15 protein-coding genes are annotated in these 17,012 nt (G+C 62.5%); 6 read left to right on the forward strand and 9 right to left on the reverse strand.

What is annotated here, in order from left to right; all coding sequences use genetic code 11:
• Positions 1 to 121 precede the first annotated feature (121 nt).
• The 6 genes from A2I95_RS06235 to purC all read right to left on the reverse strand — a co-directional run bounded on the left by A2I95_RS06235 (position 122) and on the right by purC (position 8,719).
• Positions 122 to 3,190, reverse strand: coding sequence for a ribonuclease E/G (locus tag A2I95_RS06235; RefSeq protein ID WP_291728904.1), 3,069 nt, complete (start codon positions 3,188 to 3,190; stop codon positions 122 to 124).
• Between the two features lie 587 nt (positions 3,191 to 3,777).
• A complete protein-coding gene (locus A2I95_RS06240; protein WP_291728906.1) occupies positions 3,778 to 5,115 on the reverse strand; it encodes a sigma-54 dependent transcriptional regulator in 1,338 nt (445 codons plus the stop codon).
• Positions 5,116 to 5,146: 31 nt separating this feature from the next.
• A complete protein-coding gene (locus A2I95_RS06245) occupies positions 5,147 to 6,919 on the reverse strand; it encodes an ATP-binding protein (protein WP_291728909.1) in 1,773 nt (590 codons plus the stop codon).
• A 36-nt stretch (positions 6,920 to 6,955) separates the two neighbouring features.
• A complete protein-coding gene (purQ, locus tag A2I95_RS06250) occupies positions 6,956 to 7,624 on the reverse strand; it encodes a phosphoribosylformylglycinamidine synthase subunit PurQ (RefSeq protein ID WP_291728911.1) in 669 nt (222 codons plus the stop codon).
• The gene (purS, locus tag A2I95_RS06255; RefSeq protein ID WP_024090349.1) at positions 7,624 to 7,854 is read right to left on the reverse strand and encodes a phosphoribosylformylglycinamidine synthase subunit PurS; all 231 of its coding nucleotides are present in this window, start codon (positions 7,852 to 7,854) and stop codon (positions 7,624 to 7,626) included. The genes purQ and purS overlap by 1 nt, the downstream gene beginning before the upstream one ends.
• Before the next feature lie 103 nt (positions 7,855 to 7,957).
• On the reverse strand, positions 7,958 to 8,719 hold the full coding sequence (purC, locus tag A2I95_RS06260) for a phosphoribosylaminoimidazolesuccinocarboxamide synthase (RefSeq protein ID WP_291728913.1): 762 nt from the start codon (positions 8,717 to 8,719) through the stop codon (positions 7,958 to 7,960).
• A 272-nt stretch (positions 8,720 to 8,991) separates the two neighbouring features.
• On the opposite strand from purC, the gene A2I95_RS06265 reads away from it, so the two are divergent.
• The 3 genes from A2I95_RS06265 to bmt all read left to right on the forward strand — a co-directional run bounded on the left by A2I95_RS06265 (position 8,992) and on the right by bmt (position 12,534).
• Positions 8,992 to 9,309: a DUF1476 domain-containing protein gene (locus A2I95_RS06265; RefSeq protein ID WP_291728914.1), complete on the forward strand. Its 318-nt coding sequence runs from the start codon at positions 8,992 to 8,994 to the stop codon at positions 9,307 to 9,309.
• A gap of 248 nt (positions 9,310 to 9,557) precedes the next feature.
• Positions 9,558 to 11,447: a phosphatidylglycerol lysyltransferase domain-containing protein gene (locus A2I95_RS06270; protein ID WP_291728916.1), complete on the forward strand. Its 1,890-nt coding sequence runs from the start codon at positions 9,558 to 9,560 to the stop codon at positions 11,445 to 11,447.
• Positions 11,448 to 11,514: 67 nt separating this feature from the next.
• Complete coding sequence (gene bmt, locus A2I95_RS06275) at positions 11,515 to 12,534, forward strand: betaine--homocysteine S-methyltransferase (protein WP_291728918.1); 1,020 nt, start codon at positions 11,515 to 11,517, stop codon at positions 12,532 to 12,534.
• Positions 12,535 to 12,774: 240 nt separating this feature from the next.
• Here bmt and A2I95_RS06280 read toward each other — a convergent pair whose 3' ends face one another.
• Together A2I95_RS06280 and A2I95_RS06285 are read right to left on the reverse strand one after the other, a co-directional pair.
• Positions 12,775 to 13,053, reverse strand: a complete 279-nt coding sequence (locus A2I95_RS06280; protein WP_291728920.1) for an acylphosphatase — start codon at positions 13,051 to 13,053, stop codon at positions 12,775 to 12,777.
• Between the two features lie 72 nt (positions 13,054 to 13,125).
• A complete protein-coding gene (locus A2I95_RS06285) occupies positions 13,126 to 14,205 on the reverse strand; it encodes a PA0069 family radical SAM protein (protein WP_291728922.1) in 1,080 nt (359 codons plus the stop codon).
• A 222-nt stretch (positions 14,206 to 14,427) separates the two neighbouring features.
• Between A2I95_RS06285 and A2I95_RS06290 the strand changes: the two genes are divergently transcribed.
• Together A2I95_RS06290 and A2I95_RS06295 are read left to right on the forward strand one after the other, a co-directional pair.
• A complete protein-coding gene (locus tag A2I95_RS06290) occupies positions 14,428 to 15,126 on the forward strand; it encodes a B12-binding domain-containing protein (protein WP_024090357.1) in 699 nt (232 codons plus the stop codon).
• A 1-nt stretch (position 15,127) separates the two neighbouring features.
• Positions 15,128 to 15,838, forward strand: a complete 711-nt coding sequence (locus A2I95_RS06295) for a DUF1638 domain-containing protein (RefSeq protein ID WP_291728925.1) — start codon at positions 15,128 to 15,130, stop codon at positions 15,836 to 15,838.
• Between the two features lie 61 nt (positions 15,839 to 15,899).
• Here the strand turns inward: A2I95_RS06295 and A2I95_RS06300 are convergent, their stop codons facing one another.
• Positions 15,900 to 16,310, reverse strand: coding sequence for a SufE family protein (locus tag A2I95_RS06300; protein WP_291728927.1), 411 nt, complete (start codon positions 16,308 to 16,310; stop codon positions 15,900 to 15,902).
• Between the two features lie 133 nt (positions 16,311 to 16,443).
• On the opposite strand from A2I95_RS06300, the gene A2I95_RS06305 reads away from it, so the two are divergent.
• On the forward strand, positions 16,444 to 16,956 hold the full coding sequence (locus A2I95_RS06305; RefSeq protein WP_291728929.1) for a hypothetical protein: 513 nt from the start codon (positions 16,444 to 16,446) through the stop codon (positions 16,954 to 16,956).
• Positions 16,957 to 17,012: the final 56 nt, after the last annotated feature.

Below are 17,012 nucleotides of genomic sequence, written 5' to 3' on the forward strand. Positions count from 1 at the left end.
TTCCCGCGCCGGGAAACGCTATCCTGCGACCCAGCCGGCGGCATTGCCATTGCGAGCAGCGCCCTGAAAAGAGAAAGGCAGGCCCTTTGGCCTGCCTCTCCCGCTAAATTTCATTTCGCGATCAGCTGCCCACCGACCACCAGCCGCGGCGTTTCGGTTTGGGCGGAGCTGCCGGTTCCGGGTCAGCCGCGGCAACGGCCATTGCAGGTTCCGGCTGCTTGTTGTCCTCTTCCGAGGGCGCCTGCTCCGGCTGTGCAGCCTCTTCTGCAGCAGGCTGGTCTTCTACCGCCTCAGCAGCTGCGTCCGGTGCTGTTTCTATAGGCTCTTCCGCCGGTGCTGCTTCAGCTTCAACCGCAACCGGTTCTGCCGGGGCAGCCTCAACTTCCGCCGCATTGGCCTCTGCCGGAGCTGCAACGTCCGCTTCCGCAGCACTCTCCGCGACAGGCTCCGCATCAGCAGCAACAGCGGCTGGTGCGCTTACTGGCGCGTCTTCAGACGGTGCCTGCGCAACGGTCTCCGCTGCGGGGGCAACCCCAGCTTCAGCCGCGGCCGGGGCGTCTTGTGCCACTGCTTCGGCAGCCTCTGCGGAGGCAGGAGCCTCTTGCATGGTCTCTGCGGTCTCTGCCTCGGCAGGTTTGGCCTTAGGCTTGCGCGACCGGGTACGGGTACGGCTGCGGGAAGGTTTCTTTTCCTTCACCTCTTCTGCGGCAGCGCCTTCGACTTCAGCGGCGGCCTCCGCAGGCTCAGCTGCGTCATCCTGCTGCTGCAGCTCGTCAGCCGTCTCATCGCCGTTTTCACCATCCTGGCCCTGTTCGCCATTGCCGGGTTTCCGGCGGCGGCGGCGGCGGCGCTTGCGCTTGGGCTTGTCGTCCTGCGCAGTCTCCTCAGCAGGGGTTTCAGCCTCTGCGGCTGCAGGCGCTTCTTCCTCGTCCTGGGTGGTTTCCTCAGCGTCCACCTGATCCATGATCGAGGTGTCAACGGACACCACCGGAGCAGTGGCAGCAGGCACCACGCGGGATGCGGTTTTGAACTTCTCCAGCACAAAGTCCGGGCTGACCAGATGCGGATCGCCTTCGATGCGCACGGACAGGCCGTAACGCGCCTCGATCTGGGCGATATGCTCGCGCTTCTGGTTCATCAGGAAATTGGCGATGGAGACCGGGCAGCGCACCAGCACCTCGCGGGACCGGCGGCGGGTGCCCTCTTCCTCGATCTGGCGCAGGATCGACAGCGCCATCGAGTCGTCCGAACGGATCAGGCCGGTGCCGTGGCAATGCGGGCACGGCGCGGTTGTTGCCTCGATCATACCGGGGCGCAGGCGCTGGCGCGACATTTCCATCAGGCCAAAGCCCGAGATCCGGCCCACCTGGATGCGGGCACGGTCGGTCTTCAGCTTATCCTTCATCCGCTTTTCGACGGCGGCGTTGTTCTTACGCTCGTCCATGTCGATGAAATCGATCACGATGAGACCGGCAAGATCGCGCAGACGCAGCTGGCGGGCAACTTCTTCTGCCGCCTCCAGGTTGGTGTTGAGCGCGGTTTCCTCGATCGAGCCCTGTTTGGTGGCCCGGCCCGAGTTCACGTCAATTGCCACCAGCGCCTCGGTCACACCGATAACGATGTAGCCGCCGGATTTCAGCTGCACGGTCGGGTTGAACATACCGGCCAAGTAGCTTTCGACCTGGAAACGGGCAAACAGCGGCAGCCCTTCCTGGTAGTTCTTCACGTTCTTGGCATGGGACGGCATGATCATTTTCATGAAGTCCTTGGCGATGCGGTAGCCGCGCTCGCCTTCGACCAGAACCTCGTCAATCTCGCGGCTGTAAAGATCGCGGATCGAGCGTTTGATCAGGTCGCCTTCTTCATAGATCTTGGCCGGCGCGATGGATTTCAGCGTCAGTTCGCGGATCTGCTCCCACATCCGCTGCAGGTATTCATAGTCGCGTTTGATCTCGGATTTGGTGCGTTTTGCACCGGCGGTGCGCACGATCAGGCCCGCGCCGGTCGGCACATCCAGTTCGGTTGCGATATCCTTCAGCTTCTTGCGGTCAACAGCGTTGGTGATCTTGCGGGAGATGCCGCCGCCGCGGGCGGTGTTGGGCATCAGCACGCAATAGCGGCCGGCCAACGACAGGTAGGTGGTCAAGGCCGCACCCTTGTTGCCGCGCTCTTCCTTGACGACCTGCACCAGCAGGACCTGGCGGACTTTGATCACTTCCTGGATCTTGTAACGGCGCGGACGGGGCTTGCGCGGCGGACGGATGTCCTCGCTGTCATCCTCGTCGGCAACCGACTCGATGCTGTCATCTTTGGAAGTCGCATCGGCACGGCCGGTTTCGCCCGCGTCTTCATCGCTGTCGCCGCTGTCGGCGGTTTCAGCACCGGCACTGGCAGGTGCGGCCTCCGGAACGGCCGGTTCCGCATCGTCCTCAGCAGCTTCGGCAGCTGGTTTAGAGCCGGCTTCTGCTTTGGCTGCAGGCTCTTCCGCAGTTTCTGCGAGTGTCTCTTCAGCAGCGGCGGCCTCAACTGCCACGTCTGCAGGCGCTTCTTCGCCAGCAGTCTCAGCGGGTTCGGCAGCCACTTCAGCTTCGGCTGCTTCCGGAGCAGATGCATCATCGTCTTCCGGTTCTTCCACCGGCGTTTCCGCAACATGCTCCACCGGCGAGGACCCTTCCGGCACGTCCGCCAGATCATCCGCGGCCTCAGCACTGTCGCTCAGGTCGATGGTCTCCATTCCAGCGATTTCAGCGGTCTTCTCCTCAGAGGCCTCAACCTCCTTGGTTTCCACCGCATCATCAGAAGACGTCTTGGCGGCCTTGGCGGCGGATTTGGAACGGCGCGACCGTTTGGGCTTGGCCGGTTTTTCGTCCTCTTCCTCGTCGCGGGCGCGCATCGCCTCGGCATAAGCGCGCTCTTCCTCCATCAGCGCCTCACGGTCGGCGACGGGGATCTGGTAATAATCCGGGTGGATTTCGGAAAACGCCAGGAAACCATGACGGTTGCCGCCATAGTCCACAAAAGCCGCCTGCAGCGACGGTTCGACCCGGGTTACTTTTGCGAGGTAAATGTTGCCAGCAAGCTGGCGTTTATTTTCGGATTCAAAGTCGAATTCCTCAACCTTGTTTCCATCCACAACCACAACACGGGTCTCTTCCGCGTGGGTGGCGTCGATAAGCATCTTCTTTGCCATGGGTCCTTGGTGCACCTGCCCTGTGCGTCCGCAAGCCTCGTGTTTCCAGGCGGCCGCGCACGTTTCGGGTGGTGTCTTGTCAGGGCGATCTGGGACGGCGCGGTGCAGCGGGTGGTCCCGGGATCGATGCCCGGCCTTCCTGCCTCAGTGCTTTTCGCTCTCGCGCGCGTCATCGCGGTTCTTCTCCGGCAGGCGGGCCGCAGCCAGCCCTGCCACATTATCCCTGTACCGGCTGAAATCCCGGCTTGGGCGCTAAACTGCCCTCCAAAGTTCAGAGGGCCAATCGGTCTGACTGCAGCTTTCTCGGATCATGCCGGACAAAAACCGCAGTCAGCGAAACTCATAAGAACGGGGGAACCATACAGCGGTTTCCGGCCCGTTTGGTCAGCATAAGGCCTGTGGATAGGTAATGACAATGGACATTCGTCACCACTGGGCCTGAAAATGCAAACAGCCTGCCGATAGCAGAGAGGCTGTTAATTTAAGGTAACTTTTCAGGAGGGAAGCCGGAGTTCGGCACGAATTCCGGCTCGGAAAACACATGTTTTCCGGGCCGTTTCCCGCGCCGGGAAACGGCTGCAGAAGGTTCAGGCCAGATAGTCGGACCGCTGCAGGCCGTATTTGGCCATTTTCTCGTTCAGCGTCCGGCGCGGCAGGCACAGCTCATCCATCACACTGGCAATGGACCCCTTGTGGCGGCGCATGGTGTTGTCGATCAGCATCCGTTCAAAGGCTTCCACATATTCCTTCAGCGGCTTGCCCTCGGTGGTCATCACAGGCTGCATTTCCTCGTGATCGGACATCAGGAGCGAGGCAATGGTGCCGGAACCGCGGCGCGACTGCAGGACCGCGCGTTCGGCGATGTTGATCAGCTGGCGCACGTTGCCCGGCCAGGGTGCCTGCAGCAGCTGGGCCGCTTCCTGGGCGCTGACCTGCGGCGCGTCGCAGCCGTATTCTTCGGAGAACTGCTCCGACAGGCGGGTGAACAGGGTCAGGATGTCCTCGCCGCGCTGGCGCAGCGGCGGCACGGTGATGCGCAGCGCCGCCAGGCGGTAGAACAGATCCGGGCGCAGCGCGTCTTCGCAGGTCTTGCCGGCCTCTTGCAGGTTCGAAATCGCGACAATCCGGGTTTCCGCCGGGGTGCCCTGTTCGTTGATGACGCTCAGTAGTTTGGCCTGAAGCGTTTCCGATAGCGCATCTATGTCTTCCAGCACCAAGGTGCCGCCACGGGCTTCTTCAATTGCCGGCAGCATGCTGTCTTCCGGCAGCATCGGGCCAAACAGGCGTTTGGCCAGCGCCTCCTCTTCCAGCGCGGCGCAGGAAATCAGGACAAATTTCTTACCTGCCCGGCTGCCCACAGCATGCAGCGCATGCGCCACCAGTGTCTTGCCGGTGCCGGTTTCCCCATCAATCAGCACATGGCCATCGGCCTGTCCCAGATCCAGAATATCCTCGCGCAGGCGCTCCATCACCGGGCTTTGGCCGATCAGCTTTTTCATGATCTGGCCGCCATCCGACAGCTCGCGCCGCAGCGCCCGGTTGTCCAGCGTCAGGCGGCGCGCACCAGTGGCGCGTTTGGCAAGTTCCGACATGCGGTCCGGGTTGAAGGGTTTTTCCAGGAAGTCGAAGGCGCCGACGCGCATCGCCTCAACCGCCATCGGCACATCGCCATGGCCGGTGATCATGATCACCGGCAGCGCAGAGTCGCTGCCCATCAGCTTTTTCAGGAATTGCATGCCGTCCATGCCCGGCATCTTGATGTCGGAAATCACGATGCCGGGGTAGTCCGGCCCCAGCACCTTCAGCGCCTCTTCGGCGCTGGAGAAGGTTTCGGTGTCATAACCCGACAGCGCCAGCCACTGGCTGATCGACTGCCGCATATCCTGTTCGTCGTCTACGATCGCGATCTTCATAGCCTGGGCCATGCGCGTTCACTCCTAATCTTCAGGGGCTGCTTCATTCCGCAGCCTCGATGCCGTCCACCAGGACCGGCAATTGCATCTCAAAAACCGCGCCGCCGTTTTGGCCGTTGCGGGCAGTCAGCCGTCCCCCAAGGTCGTTGACGATCCCCGAGGAGATGGCAAGACCCAAACCAACCCCGTCGCCGGGCTGCTTGGTGGTGTAGAACGGCTCGAACAATTCATCGAAGTCGTTGATCCCCACCCCATTGTCCCGCACCGACAGGGTTGCCGTCTCACCCGCGGCCAGCAGGATTTCCACCTCCGGGTCGGCCACTGATTTGGTGGCGTCCAGCGCGTTGCGCAAGAGGTTGACCATGACCTGTTCCAGCCGCATCCGGTCGCCCATCACCATAACAGGTTCTTCGGGCAAAATCCGGGTGATTTTCACATGCCGCTGACGCAGCTGCGGCTCCATCATCGACAGGCTGGAAGCCAGCGCATCGCCCACGTTTACTGGGCTGAACGCATCACCGCCCTTGCGCGCATAGGATTTCAGCTGGCGGGTGATCGCCCCCATCCGTTCGATCAGATCATCAATCCGGCCAAAGGAGGCCAGCGCCTCGTCCGGGCGGTTCCGGTTGAGCAGCAGCCGGGCGCCGGCCAGATAGGTTTTCATCGCCGCCAGCGGCTGGTTCAGCTCATGGCTGACAGCCGCAGACATCTCACCCAAGGCGGCCAGTTTTGAGCTTTGCGCCAAGCTCTGCTCGGCCACGGCAAGCGTCTTTTGCATCCGTTCGCGCTCGGCGATTTCCCGCTGCAGGCGGGCATTCAATACGCGAAGCTCTGCCGACTCGCGCTGGAACAGCGCCATCCGCAGCGCGGTCTTGCGGCTGAGCGCATAAAAGGCCAGCGCCAGCAGGATGGCGAATCCCATAATTTCCAGCGCCAGCACTGCATTAACCCGCTCGCGCACCGAGGAATAGGTGGTGAAAGAGGCCATCCGCCAGCCCTGGAACGGCACCCGGGTCTCCAGGCGCATCACCGCCTCGCCCTGCAGGTAGGCATCTGGCGGCAGCGCGGTCCAGTCAGTGGTGGCGCGGATCGCCCGCTGGATGGCGCCTTCGGGCGTTTGCAGGGTCAGCGCGTCGGTCTCCATAAGCCCGCGCCAGCGCGCCTCTGTGGCCAGGATGATATTGCCAGTGCTGTCGGTGACCAGCACCGCGTCGGAAATCCCGGCCCAGGCGCGCTCGAATTTCTGCAAGTCCACCTCGACGACAATCGCGCCCAGGACGCCGGTCGCGTCGATCATCCGCCGTGAGTAGGTGAAGCGGTAACCGCCCACTTCCCGCGGGATCACCGAGAAGACCGTGGACTTGGCCCGGATCGCATCGACAAAATAGGCGGCATTGCGATGAGTCTCGCCCAGCCGGTTGCGGTCGGTGGCGGCCACCGTGCGCCCATCCTGCGCCAGCAGCATGATCGAAGCCGCCCCGATCTCATCCACAAAGGAGATAAGCCGCTGGGTGGAAAGGGAAAAATCACTGGACTGCAGCGCCGATATCAGCGTCTGGTCGCGCGCCAGCAATTGCGGCACAATCGCATGCTGCCGCAGCTCGCTCAGCAGGTTGCCCGAGTACAGCGCCAGCCGCAGTTCAGCCCGGTTGCGGGTGCTTTCGGTGAAACGGTGGGTCAGCGCCCGGTTTGTGGTCCATACGGTGACAGCCGCCACCAGCATGAACAGCACAAGCGACAGCCGCGCGCGCCACGAAATCGTGCGCGAGCCGGTCTTCCGCTTGGGTTTGGTCACATCGGAGCGCGGGGCGGTCATAAACTATACCTATTGCGGCCGCCCCGCATCCTCAAGTCACGCCGCAGTGACCATGCCCGCCAATGCGCGGAACACTGCCGTACCATCAGTGCCGCCGTGCCCCTCATCCGCGGCCCGTTCCGGGTGCGGCATCATGCCGAGAACGCGGCGGTTTTCCGAAAGGATACCGGCGATATCAGCAACCGAACCGTTGGGGTTGTCTGTATAGGTGAAGGCCACCCGGTCCTGGTCCTGCAGCGCCTTGATGGTCTCTGCATCGGCAAAGTAATTGCCATCGTGATGCGCAATCGGCACCCCGATCACATCGCCCGCATTGTAGCCTTGGGTAAAGACGCTCTCGGAGGTCGCCACCTTCAGGTCCACGGTGCGGCAGATGTATTTCAGACCCGCGTTGCGCAGCAATGCGCCCGGCAGCACGCCGGTTTCGGTCAAGATCTGAAAGCCGTTGCAGACACCAATGGCATAACCGCCGCGATCGGCGTGCGCGACCACGGCCTTGCAGATCGGCGATTGCGCCGCGATGGCACCACAGCGCAGGTAGTCGCCATAGGAGAAGCCGCCGGGCACACCGACGATATCGACGCCTTCAGGCAGCGCGCTGTCCTTGTGCCAGACCATCGACACGTCGAAACCGGCCTGCTCAAACGCCACCGCCAGATCGCGGTCGCAGTTCGAACCCGGGAAGACTACTACCGCCGCCTTCATCACTGCAGCTCGATGCTGTAGGATTCAATCACGGTGTTGGCCAGCAGCTTTTCGCACATTGCGGTCACGTCAGCCTCGGTGGCGCCCTCTGCCAGATCCAGGTCGATCACCTTGCCCTGACGCACACCCTCAACCTTGTCAAAGCCCAAGGCTCCCAGCGCGTGGCGTACCGCTTCGCCCTGCGGATCCAGAACCCCGTTCTTCAGCATCACATGCACCCGTGCCTTCATCGCATCATCCCTCAGGTTTTCGATGGCGAAGCCCCATCCAGGCTTCTTCTTTGCAAAAATACTCAAAGACCCGCGTCGCGGTCAGGCGCAGCGGGTCCCTGTCTCAGTTCACCAGCGTCGGCTTACCCGGCGCCGGCGGGTTGTTCGGCATCACGCCAAGGCGGCGCGCCACTTCGCTATAGGCATCCGTCAGACTGCCCAGGTCGCGGCGGAACACGTCCTTGTCCAGCTTCTGACCGGTCTTCACGTCCCACAGGCGGCAGCTGTCGGGGCTGATTTCGTCAGCAATCACCAGACGCTGGAAGTCGCCCTCATAAACGCGGCCGATCTCGATCTTGAAGTCGACCAGGCGGATGCCAACAGCCAGGAACACGCCGGACAGGAAGTCATTGACCCGCAGCGCCAGGCTTAGGACATCGTCCATATCCTGCTGGCTGGCCCAGCCAAAGGCGGCGATATGCTCTTCGGTGACCAGCGGATCGCCCAGACCGTCGTCCTTGTAGCAGTATTCCACGATCGGGCGCGGCAGCTGGGTGCCCTCGTCGATCCCGAGGCGCTTGGAGATGCTGCCGGCTGCATAATTGCGCACGATCACTTCCAGCGGAATGATCTCGCAGCTGCGCACCAGCTGCTCGCGCATGTTCAGCCGTTTCAGAAAATGGGTCGGCACACCGATCTGCCCCAGGCCCAGCATGAAGAACTCGCTCAGGATGTTGTTCAGAACGCCCTTGCCTTCGATCACGTCGTGCTTTTCAGCATTGAAGGCGGTGGCGTCGTCTTTGAAATACTGCACGATGGTGCCCGGCTCGGGGCCTTCATACAATGTCTTGGCCTTGCCTTCGTAGATTTTCTTGCGACGCGCCATTGGGAGCCTTTCGGGTCAATGCCGGGAATCCGGCCCTGCGATGTGCCGCTCTCATAGTGCAAGGGGGCCTCAGCCGCAAGCTTGCTGCATAGGATCGCGCACCCGCAGCTGCAGCCTTGGTTTCCGGCAGCGGGCGGCACATCTGCCGGCATCAGCAGCCCGCCCGCAGTGCACCCGGCACAAAGGCTTTATCAAGAACAGTTTTTTCTTGCCCTCGGCGACGATCATGCTCCTATCATTAGACAGGTGCAAACGGTTAATGAGGATCAGTCATGACTACATTTGACGAACGCGAACAGGCGTTTGAGGCCAAATTCGCGCATGATGAGGAAATGCAGTTCAAGGCTCGCGCGCGGCGCAACAAACTGGTCGGCCTTTGGGCGGCAGAGCTGTTGGGAAAAAGCGGTTCATCCGCTGACGATTACGCCCAATCCGTCGTGGCAGCAGATCTTGAGGAAGCCGGCCATGAGGATGTCGTGCGCAAGCTGTCAGACGACCTCGGACCCCAGGCCAGCGAAACACAGATCCGCAGCAAACTGCAGGAATTGATGCCGCGGGCGCAGGAAGAGATCCTGAACGAAGCCGGCTGAGCGTCTGCAGGCCGCCAGGCCTGCCCGGCGCCTTCCGGCTGATCCTGTCCGCGGTGCCCGGCGGTGGCGCTGGCCCAAGAGCTGGCCTATGCTGCCGCGCCCTTGCAGCCCGGACCGGCCGCGGCCCCTGCGCGCGCTGATGAGGCGGCGCCCGGAAACCCGCACAATTTTACAGGTTAACCCATCCGAAAACTGCCATCTGTAGACTGGCGGCAAAAGGCCTTTTCCGCTGCCAGCCAAGGATTGTTATGCCGTTTTCAAAATCCTCCGCCCCCAGGCCGGCTGCGCGGCTGATCCGGCTGACCGTTCCCTTTCTGGTCATGGGGGTTTGCGTTTGGCTGCTGCAAACACAGACCGAATTGCCTCCGATGCGGGAACTTGGCGCCATCCTGATCAGTCTGCCCGCCTGGAAGTGGGGTGCTGCCGTATTGGCCACCGGCCTCAGCTTTTGGGCGCTGGGGCGTTATGATTCCGTGGCTCACCGCCATCTCGGCACTGGTTTGGATGGTCCTGCAGCACGGCGCGCAGGCATGGCCGCCATCGCCTTTTCGCAGACCGCCGGGTTTGGCCTGATCACCGGCAGCTATGCCCGCTGGCGCCTGCTGCCCGGCCTGTCCCCGCTGCATGCGGGCCAGCTGACAGCATTGGTGGCCGCCACATTTTTGGCAGCACTTTCGGTAATCTGCGGGGCCGCGCTGATCCTTGCGCCGCCGTCGCCGGGCCTGGCCTGGGCTGGCGGTGTGATTCTGGCTGCCGCCGCCAGCGTTTCAGTGTTCAGCTTCCTGCATCCGCAAACACCGCTTTTCCGGCTGAGGCTGCGCTGGCCCTCCTTGACCGCAATGACCGCCTTGGGCTTCTGGGCGGTTGTCGACGTCGCTGCTGCCGGCACCGCGTTGTGGCTGCTGCTGCCGGATGGAACTGATGCGTCCTGGGCGCAGCTCCTTACGGCCTATGCGATTGCGCTGGGGTTTGCGGTTGTGTCGTCAGCCCCTGGCGGGGCCGGCCCGTTTGAACTGGCTCTTTGCGCACTGCTGCCTGCGGTCCCGGACCACAGCCTGATCGCCGGGCTGCTGGCCTTCCGTCTGGTCTATTATGCAGTGCCGGCGGTTCTGGCCGCCTTGCTGATGATCTTTCCCGGCCTGTTGCCCGCAAGGGCTGCAACCGCCGGCGATACAGACCTGCTGGGCAGCCGCAGCCTGCCGCCGGCCGCACTGCCCGGCAGCCGGGCATGCTCTGAGACCGGGATTATCCGGCAGAACGGCGGCCATGTGCAGATGTTTGGCCTTAACCAGATTGCTCTGCTGGACAGCCCGCAGGCGTCGATTGCGCTGTTTGACCCCCTGTCGGGCCTTGCAGCCGAGACCTTTGCTCCGCTGGCCCGCCACGCCCAAACCCGCAACGCCGCCGCCTGCTATTACAAATGCGGCGGCCGCACTGCGCTGCACGCCCGCAAGACCGGCTGGCGCGTCCTGCGGATCGCCGAAGACGCGGTATTGAACCCGCTTGAGTTCTCCGAGGGCGGTTCCTCCCGCCGCCAGTTGCGCCGCAAACTGCGTCATGCGGAGAAGGCAGGCATTGACGTTTGCCGCGCCGCGGCCCGGCTGCCCTTCGATCAGATGCGGGACGTCGACGCAGCCTGGCAATCCGCCCATGGCAGCGCCTATGGAACCACGATGGGCAGGTACGAGCCCGGCTACCTGGCCGCCCAGGAAGTGACCCTGGCATTCCGGGACGGGCAGCTGATCGGCTTTGCCAGCTTTCACACATCCGCCCGTGAGTGGTGCCTGGATCTGATCCGGATGCGCCCTGATGTCCCGGACGGGACCGGCCATGCGCTGGTGCGGGCCGGCATTGCTGCTGCCGCTGCTGAAGACATCCCGCGCTTGGCGTTGGCGGCCGTGCCTGATCACCGCTTGGCAAAGGGCGTGGACCGGGGCCTGCGCCGGTTCAAGGCCTGCTTTGCGCCAAGGTGGGAGCCGCGCTATATGGCAGCGCCCAGTTGGCTGCAGATGGTGCTTTGCATCGGGGAGCTTCTGCGCCTGGTGCACCGCCCGCCCGCCGTTCTCCTGGCTGTCCCCGCGGCGCCCGCTCATAATGAAGATGAAGAAAATGAAATTGCCCTTGCCCGTCCGGCATGAGACAGGGGACACAGACCGATTTGCCGCCCTGCCCGTCGGGGCGGCCTGCTGACACGGGATCAAACCGATGACAAACACTTTCAAACAGCTGCTGGAAACCAAAGACGCTCTGCTGGCGGATGGTGCAACCGGCACCAATCTGTTCGCCATGGGCCTGCAGTCCGGCGATGCGCCGGAACTGTGGAACGTGGACGAACCGAAGAAAATTCTGGCGCTGTACAAGGGCTCGGTTGATGCGGGCAGCGACCTGTTCCTGACCAACAGCTTCGGCGGCACCGCCGCGCGGCTGAAACTGCATGACGCTCAAAACCGCGTGCGCGAGTTGAACCGCATTGCTGCCGAACTGGGCCGCGAAGTCGCAGACAAGGAAGAGCGCAAGATCGCCGTGGCCGGTTCCGTTGGCCCGACCGGGGAGATCTTTGAACCAATCGGCGACATGTCCCATGCCCTGGCGGTCGAAATGTTCCATGAGCAGGCTGATGCCTTGAAGGAAGGCGGCGCCGACGTTTTGTGGCTGGAGACCATTTCAGCACCGGAAGAATTCCGCGCCGCGGCTGAGGCCTTCAAGCTGGCGGATATGCCCTGGTGCGGCACCATGAGCTTTGATACCGCCGGGCGCACCATGATGGGTGTGACCTCAGCAGATCTCGCCCAGCTGGTCGAGGACTTCGACAACGCGCCCCTGGCCTTTGGCGCCAATTGCGGCACCGGTGCGTCGGATATCCTGCGTACTGTGCTTGGTTTTGCCGCGCAGGGAACCGAGCGCCCGATCATCTCCAAGGGCAATGCCGGTATTCCGAAATATGTCGACGGCCACATTCATTACGACGGCACGCCCGAGCTGATGGGTGAATACGCAGTGATGGCCCGCGACTCAGGCGCCAGGATCATCGGCGGCTGCTGCGGCACCATGCCGGATCATCTGCGCGCAATGCGCGAAGCCCTGGACAGCCGCCCGCGCGGCGACCGCCCGGCTCTTGAGAAAATCGTCGAGGTTCTTGGCCCTTTCACCTCCGACAGCGATGGTACCGGTGAAGACGCAAACGCCGGCGGTGAGCGCCGCTCGCGCCGCCGCCGCCGCGCCTGACCTTTCGGGCCAGAGCGCCGCGGACTATAGCGCGGCCAGTGGAAGCACCGGAATGCAAAATAACGGCGCCGCAATTGCCTTGCGGCGCCCCGCCCTTATGTCTCAGCCTGTTTTGGGCTCCAACGCGCCTCACAATCCCTCAGGATGTCCTGCCGGCACACGCATGTTATCTGCGCGACCGCCCGTATCACTTGCGCAGCAAGCCCCAGCATATGACGCCAGCCGCCTGTTCTAACCGGCCTAGCGGACAATTGTGAAGCCGCTCACTTCAGGGTCGGGAACTGTCCGTTCGGTCAGCACATCCTTCACCGCGGCGGCGCCAGGCCCGTGGCCCATCCCGCGCACCATATCAGCGACGCCGGCTGCCGGCCCCATCAGCAACGCCCGCACCGAGCCGTCCGGCTCGTTCCGGATCCAGCCGGACAGGCCGTGGCGCAACGCCTCTGCCCTGGCCCAGGTGCGAAATGCCACACCCTGCACGCGGCCGGTGACACGTGCATTCACTGCAACAGCAGTCATAGCACACCTTCCTTTCCATCATGCATGATCAAAGCCTAACACAAAACGCCGCTCCAACGGATCAAGAACAGATCAAAACAACGCCAACTGGTCGCCCGGCTGCGGCGGCCTGGCAAACAGATCGCATCGCAGAGCCGGTGTTCGCTCCTTCAGCCCGAGCCGCCGGCAGGCTGCCTTAAACCGCTGCGCAATCATTTCAGCATAACGCCCCTCGCCGCGCATTCTGTGGCCCCAGCGCGGGTCGTAGTCGCGCCCGCCATGCATTTCCCGCAGCCGCGCCATCACTTTGGCCGCACGGCCTGGCTCGTGCTTGTCCAGCCATTCCTGCCACAACCCTGACACCTCCCGCGGCAGCCGCAGCATGATCCAGCTCGCCGCATCAGCGCCCGCTTCCGCCCCGGCTGCCAGCAGCGCCTCCAGCTCATGATCGGTCAGCCCCGGCACGACAGGGGAAGTCATCACCCGCACCGGCACGCCCGCCTGCGTCAGCCGCCGGACCACAGCCAGCCGCCGGGCAGGCAAAGGCGCCCGCGGCTCCATCCGGCGCGACAGGTCCGGGTCCAGCGTGATAACGGAGATCCCCACCCGCACCAGCCTCTTGGCCGCCATCGGCGCCAGGATATCCAAGTCGCGCTCCACCATCGCGCCCTTGGTCACGATCGCCACAGGATGATTGAATTCCCGCAGCACCTCCAGGCAAGCACGGGTGATGCCATGGTCCCGCTCGCACGGCTGATAGGGATCTGTATTGGTGCCAAGCGCCAGCACGGCCGCTTTGTAACGCGGCGCCGACAGTTCGTTGCGCAGCACCGCGGCCGCATTGGGACGTGCGACCAGCCGGGTTTCAAAGTCCAGCCCCGGCGACAGGCCAAGATAGGCATGGCTGGGCCGTGCAAAACAGTAGATACACCCATGCTCGCAGCCCCGGTAAGGGTTGATGGAACGGTCAAACGGCAGATCGGGCGACCGGTTGTAACTGATCAGCGACCGCGCTGCCTCTTGCCGCACTTCGGTGGGAATCACTTCCGGATCCGGCTCCTGAAACCAGCCGTCATCCTCCTGACTGTGCTCCAAATCGAACCGCCCTGCCGCATTGCTGAGACTGGCGCGCCCTTTGCGGCGCATGGCATATCGGGGGAGTTCCTGCGGCATGGGTGCACCGTAGCCGCCGCACGAGAACAAATAAAGAACAAATGGGCAATTTTGAAGATTTCCATGTGAATTCTTCATTATTCTTGCGCCGAAATTGTCTCTATACGTCGGTTAGAACAGCGGCAATGTCGCAAATAATGCAGTTCACCGGCTGTATTCTGTCACAAAAGCTTCTGAAATAAGCCAACACCGGGGACTCCCCCGTCAGCAAGGATTAGGCGCATGTCGGACGAAGAAGACATCATCCTCTCGGAACTCGATGACGAGGAACTTGTTCAGCAGATGTTTGACGACCTCTATGACGGTCTCAAAGAGGAAATCGAAGAAGGCGTTGGCATTCTGCTGTCGCGCGACTGGGCACCTTATGACGTTCTGACCAAGGCCCTTGTGGGCGGTATGACCATCGTTGGCGCCGACTTCCGCGACGGCATCCTGTTTGTACCCGAAGTGCTGCTGGCTGCAAACGCGATGAAGGGCGGCATGGCCATCCTGAAACCGCTGCTGGCCGCAACCGGCGCCCCGCAGATCGGTTCGATGGTGATCGGCACGGTCAAGGGCGATATCCACGACATCGGCAAGAACCTGGTCTCCATGATGATGGAAGGCGCAGGCTTTGAAGTTGTCGATCTGGGTATCAACAACCCGGTCGAAAACTATCTGGAAGCCCTGGGAGAGCACAAGCCGGACATCCTCGGCATGTCGGCTCTGCTGACCACCACTATGCCCTACATGAAGGTGGTGATCGACACCATGGTCGAGCAAGGCCTGCGTGACGACTACATCGTACTGGTTGGCGGCGCACCGCTGAACGAAGAGTTCGGCAAGGCAATCGGCGCCGACGGTTATTGCCGTGACGCCGCCGTGGCCGTGGAAATGGCCAAGGATATGGTGGCGCGCAAGCACAACTCGATGAGCGCCTGACTTGGCACGCAAAGGACGCGCAGCCCGCTTGACCGAGCGGGCTGCCTTCCGCCCCCCCACTGGGCGGACGCTTGAGGAAAGCTCCCTCACCGAACGGGGCCTGGCTGCCCCTGAAAAGAAATCCGGCCGCATCCTGCTGATTGCCTGCGGCGCGCTTGCGCGCGAGATCCTTGATATCAAGGAGAAAAACGGGCTGGATCACATCGACCTCACCTGCCTGCCCGCCAAGCTGCATCTTTACCCGGAGCAGATCGTAGACGCGGTGGATGGCGCCGTGGCCAAACACTCCGCTGTTTATGACAAGATCTTTGTGGTCTATGCAGACTGCGGAACCGGCGGCGCGCTGGAACGCAAATGCGCAGAGCTGGGCGTTGAAATGGTGGCAGGCCCGCATTGCTATTCCTTTTTTGAGGGCAACGATACCTTTGCAGCCCATGCGGACGCAGGCGAAATCACTGCCTTTTACCTGACCGACTTCCTGGTCAAGCAATTCGACGCCTTTATCTGGCGCCCAATGGGAATAGACAAGAACCCCGAACTGCGGGACATGGTGTTCGGCAATTACACCAAACTGGTCTACCAGTCGCAGATCAGCGACCCCAAGCTGGTGGAAAAGGCGCGCGAATGCGCGGACCGCATGGGGCTGGATTTCGAACACCGCCACACCGGCTATGGCGATCTTGAAACCGCCATTTCAGGCTGGGCAGGCTAGCCCTTCATCTTTTTCCAAATACTCCGGGGAGCGCGAGGGGCCGGCCCCTCGCCTGCCTGCATCAGGCCTGAGCCATCGCGGTTTCGCGGATCCGCTCGATCATCGACCGCAGCCCGTTTGAGCGTTGCGAAGACAGATGATCGTTCAGCCCAAGCCGCCCCAACTCCGCCTTGGCATCCACAGCCGCCACCTCTTTCACAGGCACACCGCTGTAAAGGCAGCGCAGCACGGCGATCAGACCGCGCACAATCATCGCGTCGCTGTCGCCGTCAAAGCGGAATTCGCCGTCTTCGATCACCGCGTGCAGCCAGACCTGGCTGGCGCAGCCGTCGACCTTGGTTGCCGGCACCTTCAACGCATCGTCCAGCGGCTGCATCGCCTTGCCCAGATCGATGACATGGCGGTACCGGTCTTCCCAGTCCTCCATGAACTCAAAGTCTTCCACGATCTCTTCAAAGGCGGCAGTGGCCATTGTCGTCCATCCTCAAAACCCGCATCCGGTGCAGATCAGCACCTAAGCCCCTGTCCGCCCCATTTCAACCGCTTTTCAAGCCGCAGCCAATCGGGTAATCCGTTGCAAAGACATTTTGAATGGGCAGGGACAGATGCACAAACCATTGGCTCTTACATTGGCCTGCGCGCTGATGCTGGCAGGCTGCGGCGGCTGGAAACAGTCGCGGATCAACCCGTCCAACTGGTTTGGCAGCTCCGCGCCTGCCGAAGCGCCGGTGCCGGAAAACGGCAACCCGCTGCTGCCGCAAGACAGCAATGCCCGCGGCATCTTTGCCCGCCCCGAACCCAAGGACACCACTGTCCTGGCTGCCCGGATCACAGATATGCGGATCGAACGCACCGCAGCCGGCGCCATCATCTATGCAACTGCCATTGCCAGCCGCCAGGGCGCCTATGACGTTGTGCTGCGGCCGGCCGAAGGCAGCGAAGACGGCATTCTGAGCTTAGACTTCCGGGTTGTCTACCCGGAAACCAGCACCGCAACCGGCAGCGAGTTCAGCCGCACCATCCATGCCGCCCGCACAGTCACGAATCAGGACTTGGCCGGGATCCGCACCGTGCGTGTGAATGGCACAGAGAATGCCCGCGAAAGCCGCCGCCGCTGATCTCAAGACCGCTTGAAAAGAAAAACGCCCGCAGGATTTGCGGGCGTTTTTCTTTG

Source organism: Leisingera sp. F5 (genome assembly GCF_001593695.1).

Excerpts from the sequence above, each read along its gene's own strand:
- A2I95_RS06305 (WP_291728929.1), top strand. The coding sequence starts at position 16,444 with ATGCACAAACCATTGGCTCTTACATTGGCCTGCGCGCTGATGCTGGCA.
- A2I95_RS06300 (WP_291728927.1), bottom strand. The coding sequence starts at position 16,310 with ATGGCCACTGCCGCCTTTGAAGAGATCGTGGAAGACTTTGAGTTCATG.
- A2I95_RS06245 (WP_291728909.1), bottom strand. The coding sequence starts at position 6,919 with ATGACCGCCCCGCGCTCCGATGTGACCAAACCCAAGCGGAAGACCGGC.
- A2I95_RS06235 (WP_291728904.1), bottom strand. The coding sequence starts at position 3,190 with ATGGCAAAGAAGATGCTTATCGACGCCACCCACGCGGAAGAGACCCGT.
- bmt (WP_291728918.1), top strand. The coding sequence starts at position 11,515 with ATGACAAACACTTTCAAACAGCTGCTGGAAACCAAAGACGCTCTGCTG.
- A2I95_RS06240 (WP_291728906.1), bottom strand. The coding sequence starts at position 5,115 with ATGGCCCAGGCTATGAAGATCGCGATCGTAGACGACGAACAGGATATG.
- purQ (WP_291728911.1), bottom strand. The coding sequence starts at position 7,624 with ATGAAGGCGGCGGTAGTAGTCTTCCCGGGTTCGAACTGCGACCGCGAT.
- A2I95_RS06290 (WP_024090357.1), top strand. The coding sequence starts at position 14,428 with ATGTCGGACGAAGAAGACATCATCCTCTCGGAACTCGATGACGAGGAA.
- A2I95_RS06280 (WP_291728920.1), bottom strand. The coding sequence starts at position 13,053 with ATGACTGCTGTTGCAGTGAATGCACGTGTCACCGGCCGCGTGCAGGGT.
- A2I95_RS06270 (WP_291728916.1), top strand. The coding sequence starts at position 9,558 with ATGCCGTTTTCAAAATCCTCCGCCCCCAGGCCGGCTGCGCGGCTGATC.
- A2I95_RS06265 (WP_291728914.1), top strand. The coding sequence starts at position 8,992 with ATGACTACATTTGACGAACGCGAACAGGCGTTTGAGGCCAAATTCGCG.
- A2I95_RS06285 (WP_291728922.1), bottom strand. The coding sequence starts at position 14,205 with ATGCCGCAGGAACTCCCCCGATATGCCATGCGCCGCAAAGGGCGCGCC.
- purC (WP_291728913.1), bottom strand. The coding sequence starts at position 8,719 with ATGGCGCGTCGCAAGAAAATCTACGAAGGCAAGGCCAAGACATTGTAT.
- purS (WP_024090349.1), bottom strand. The coding sequence starts at position 7,854 with ATGAAGGCACGGGTGCATGTGATGCTGAAGAACGGGGTTCTGGATCCG.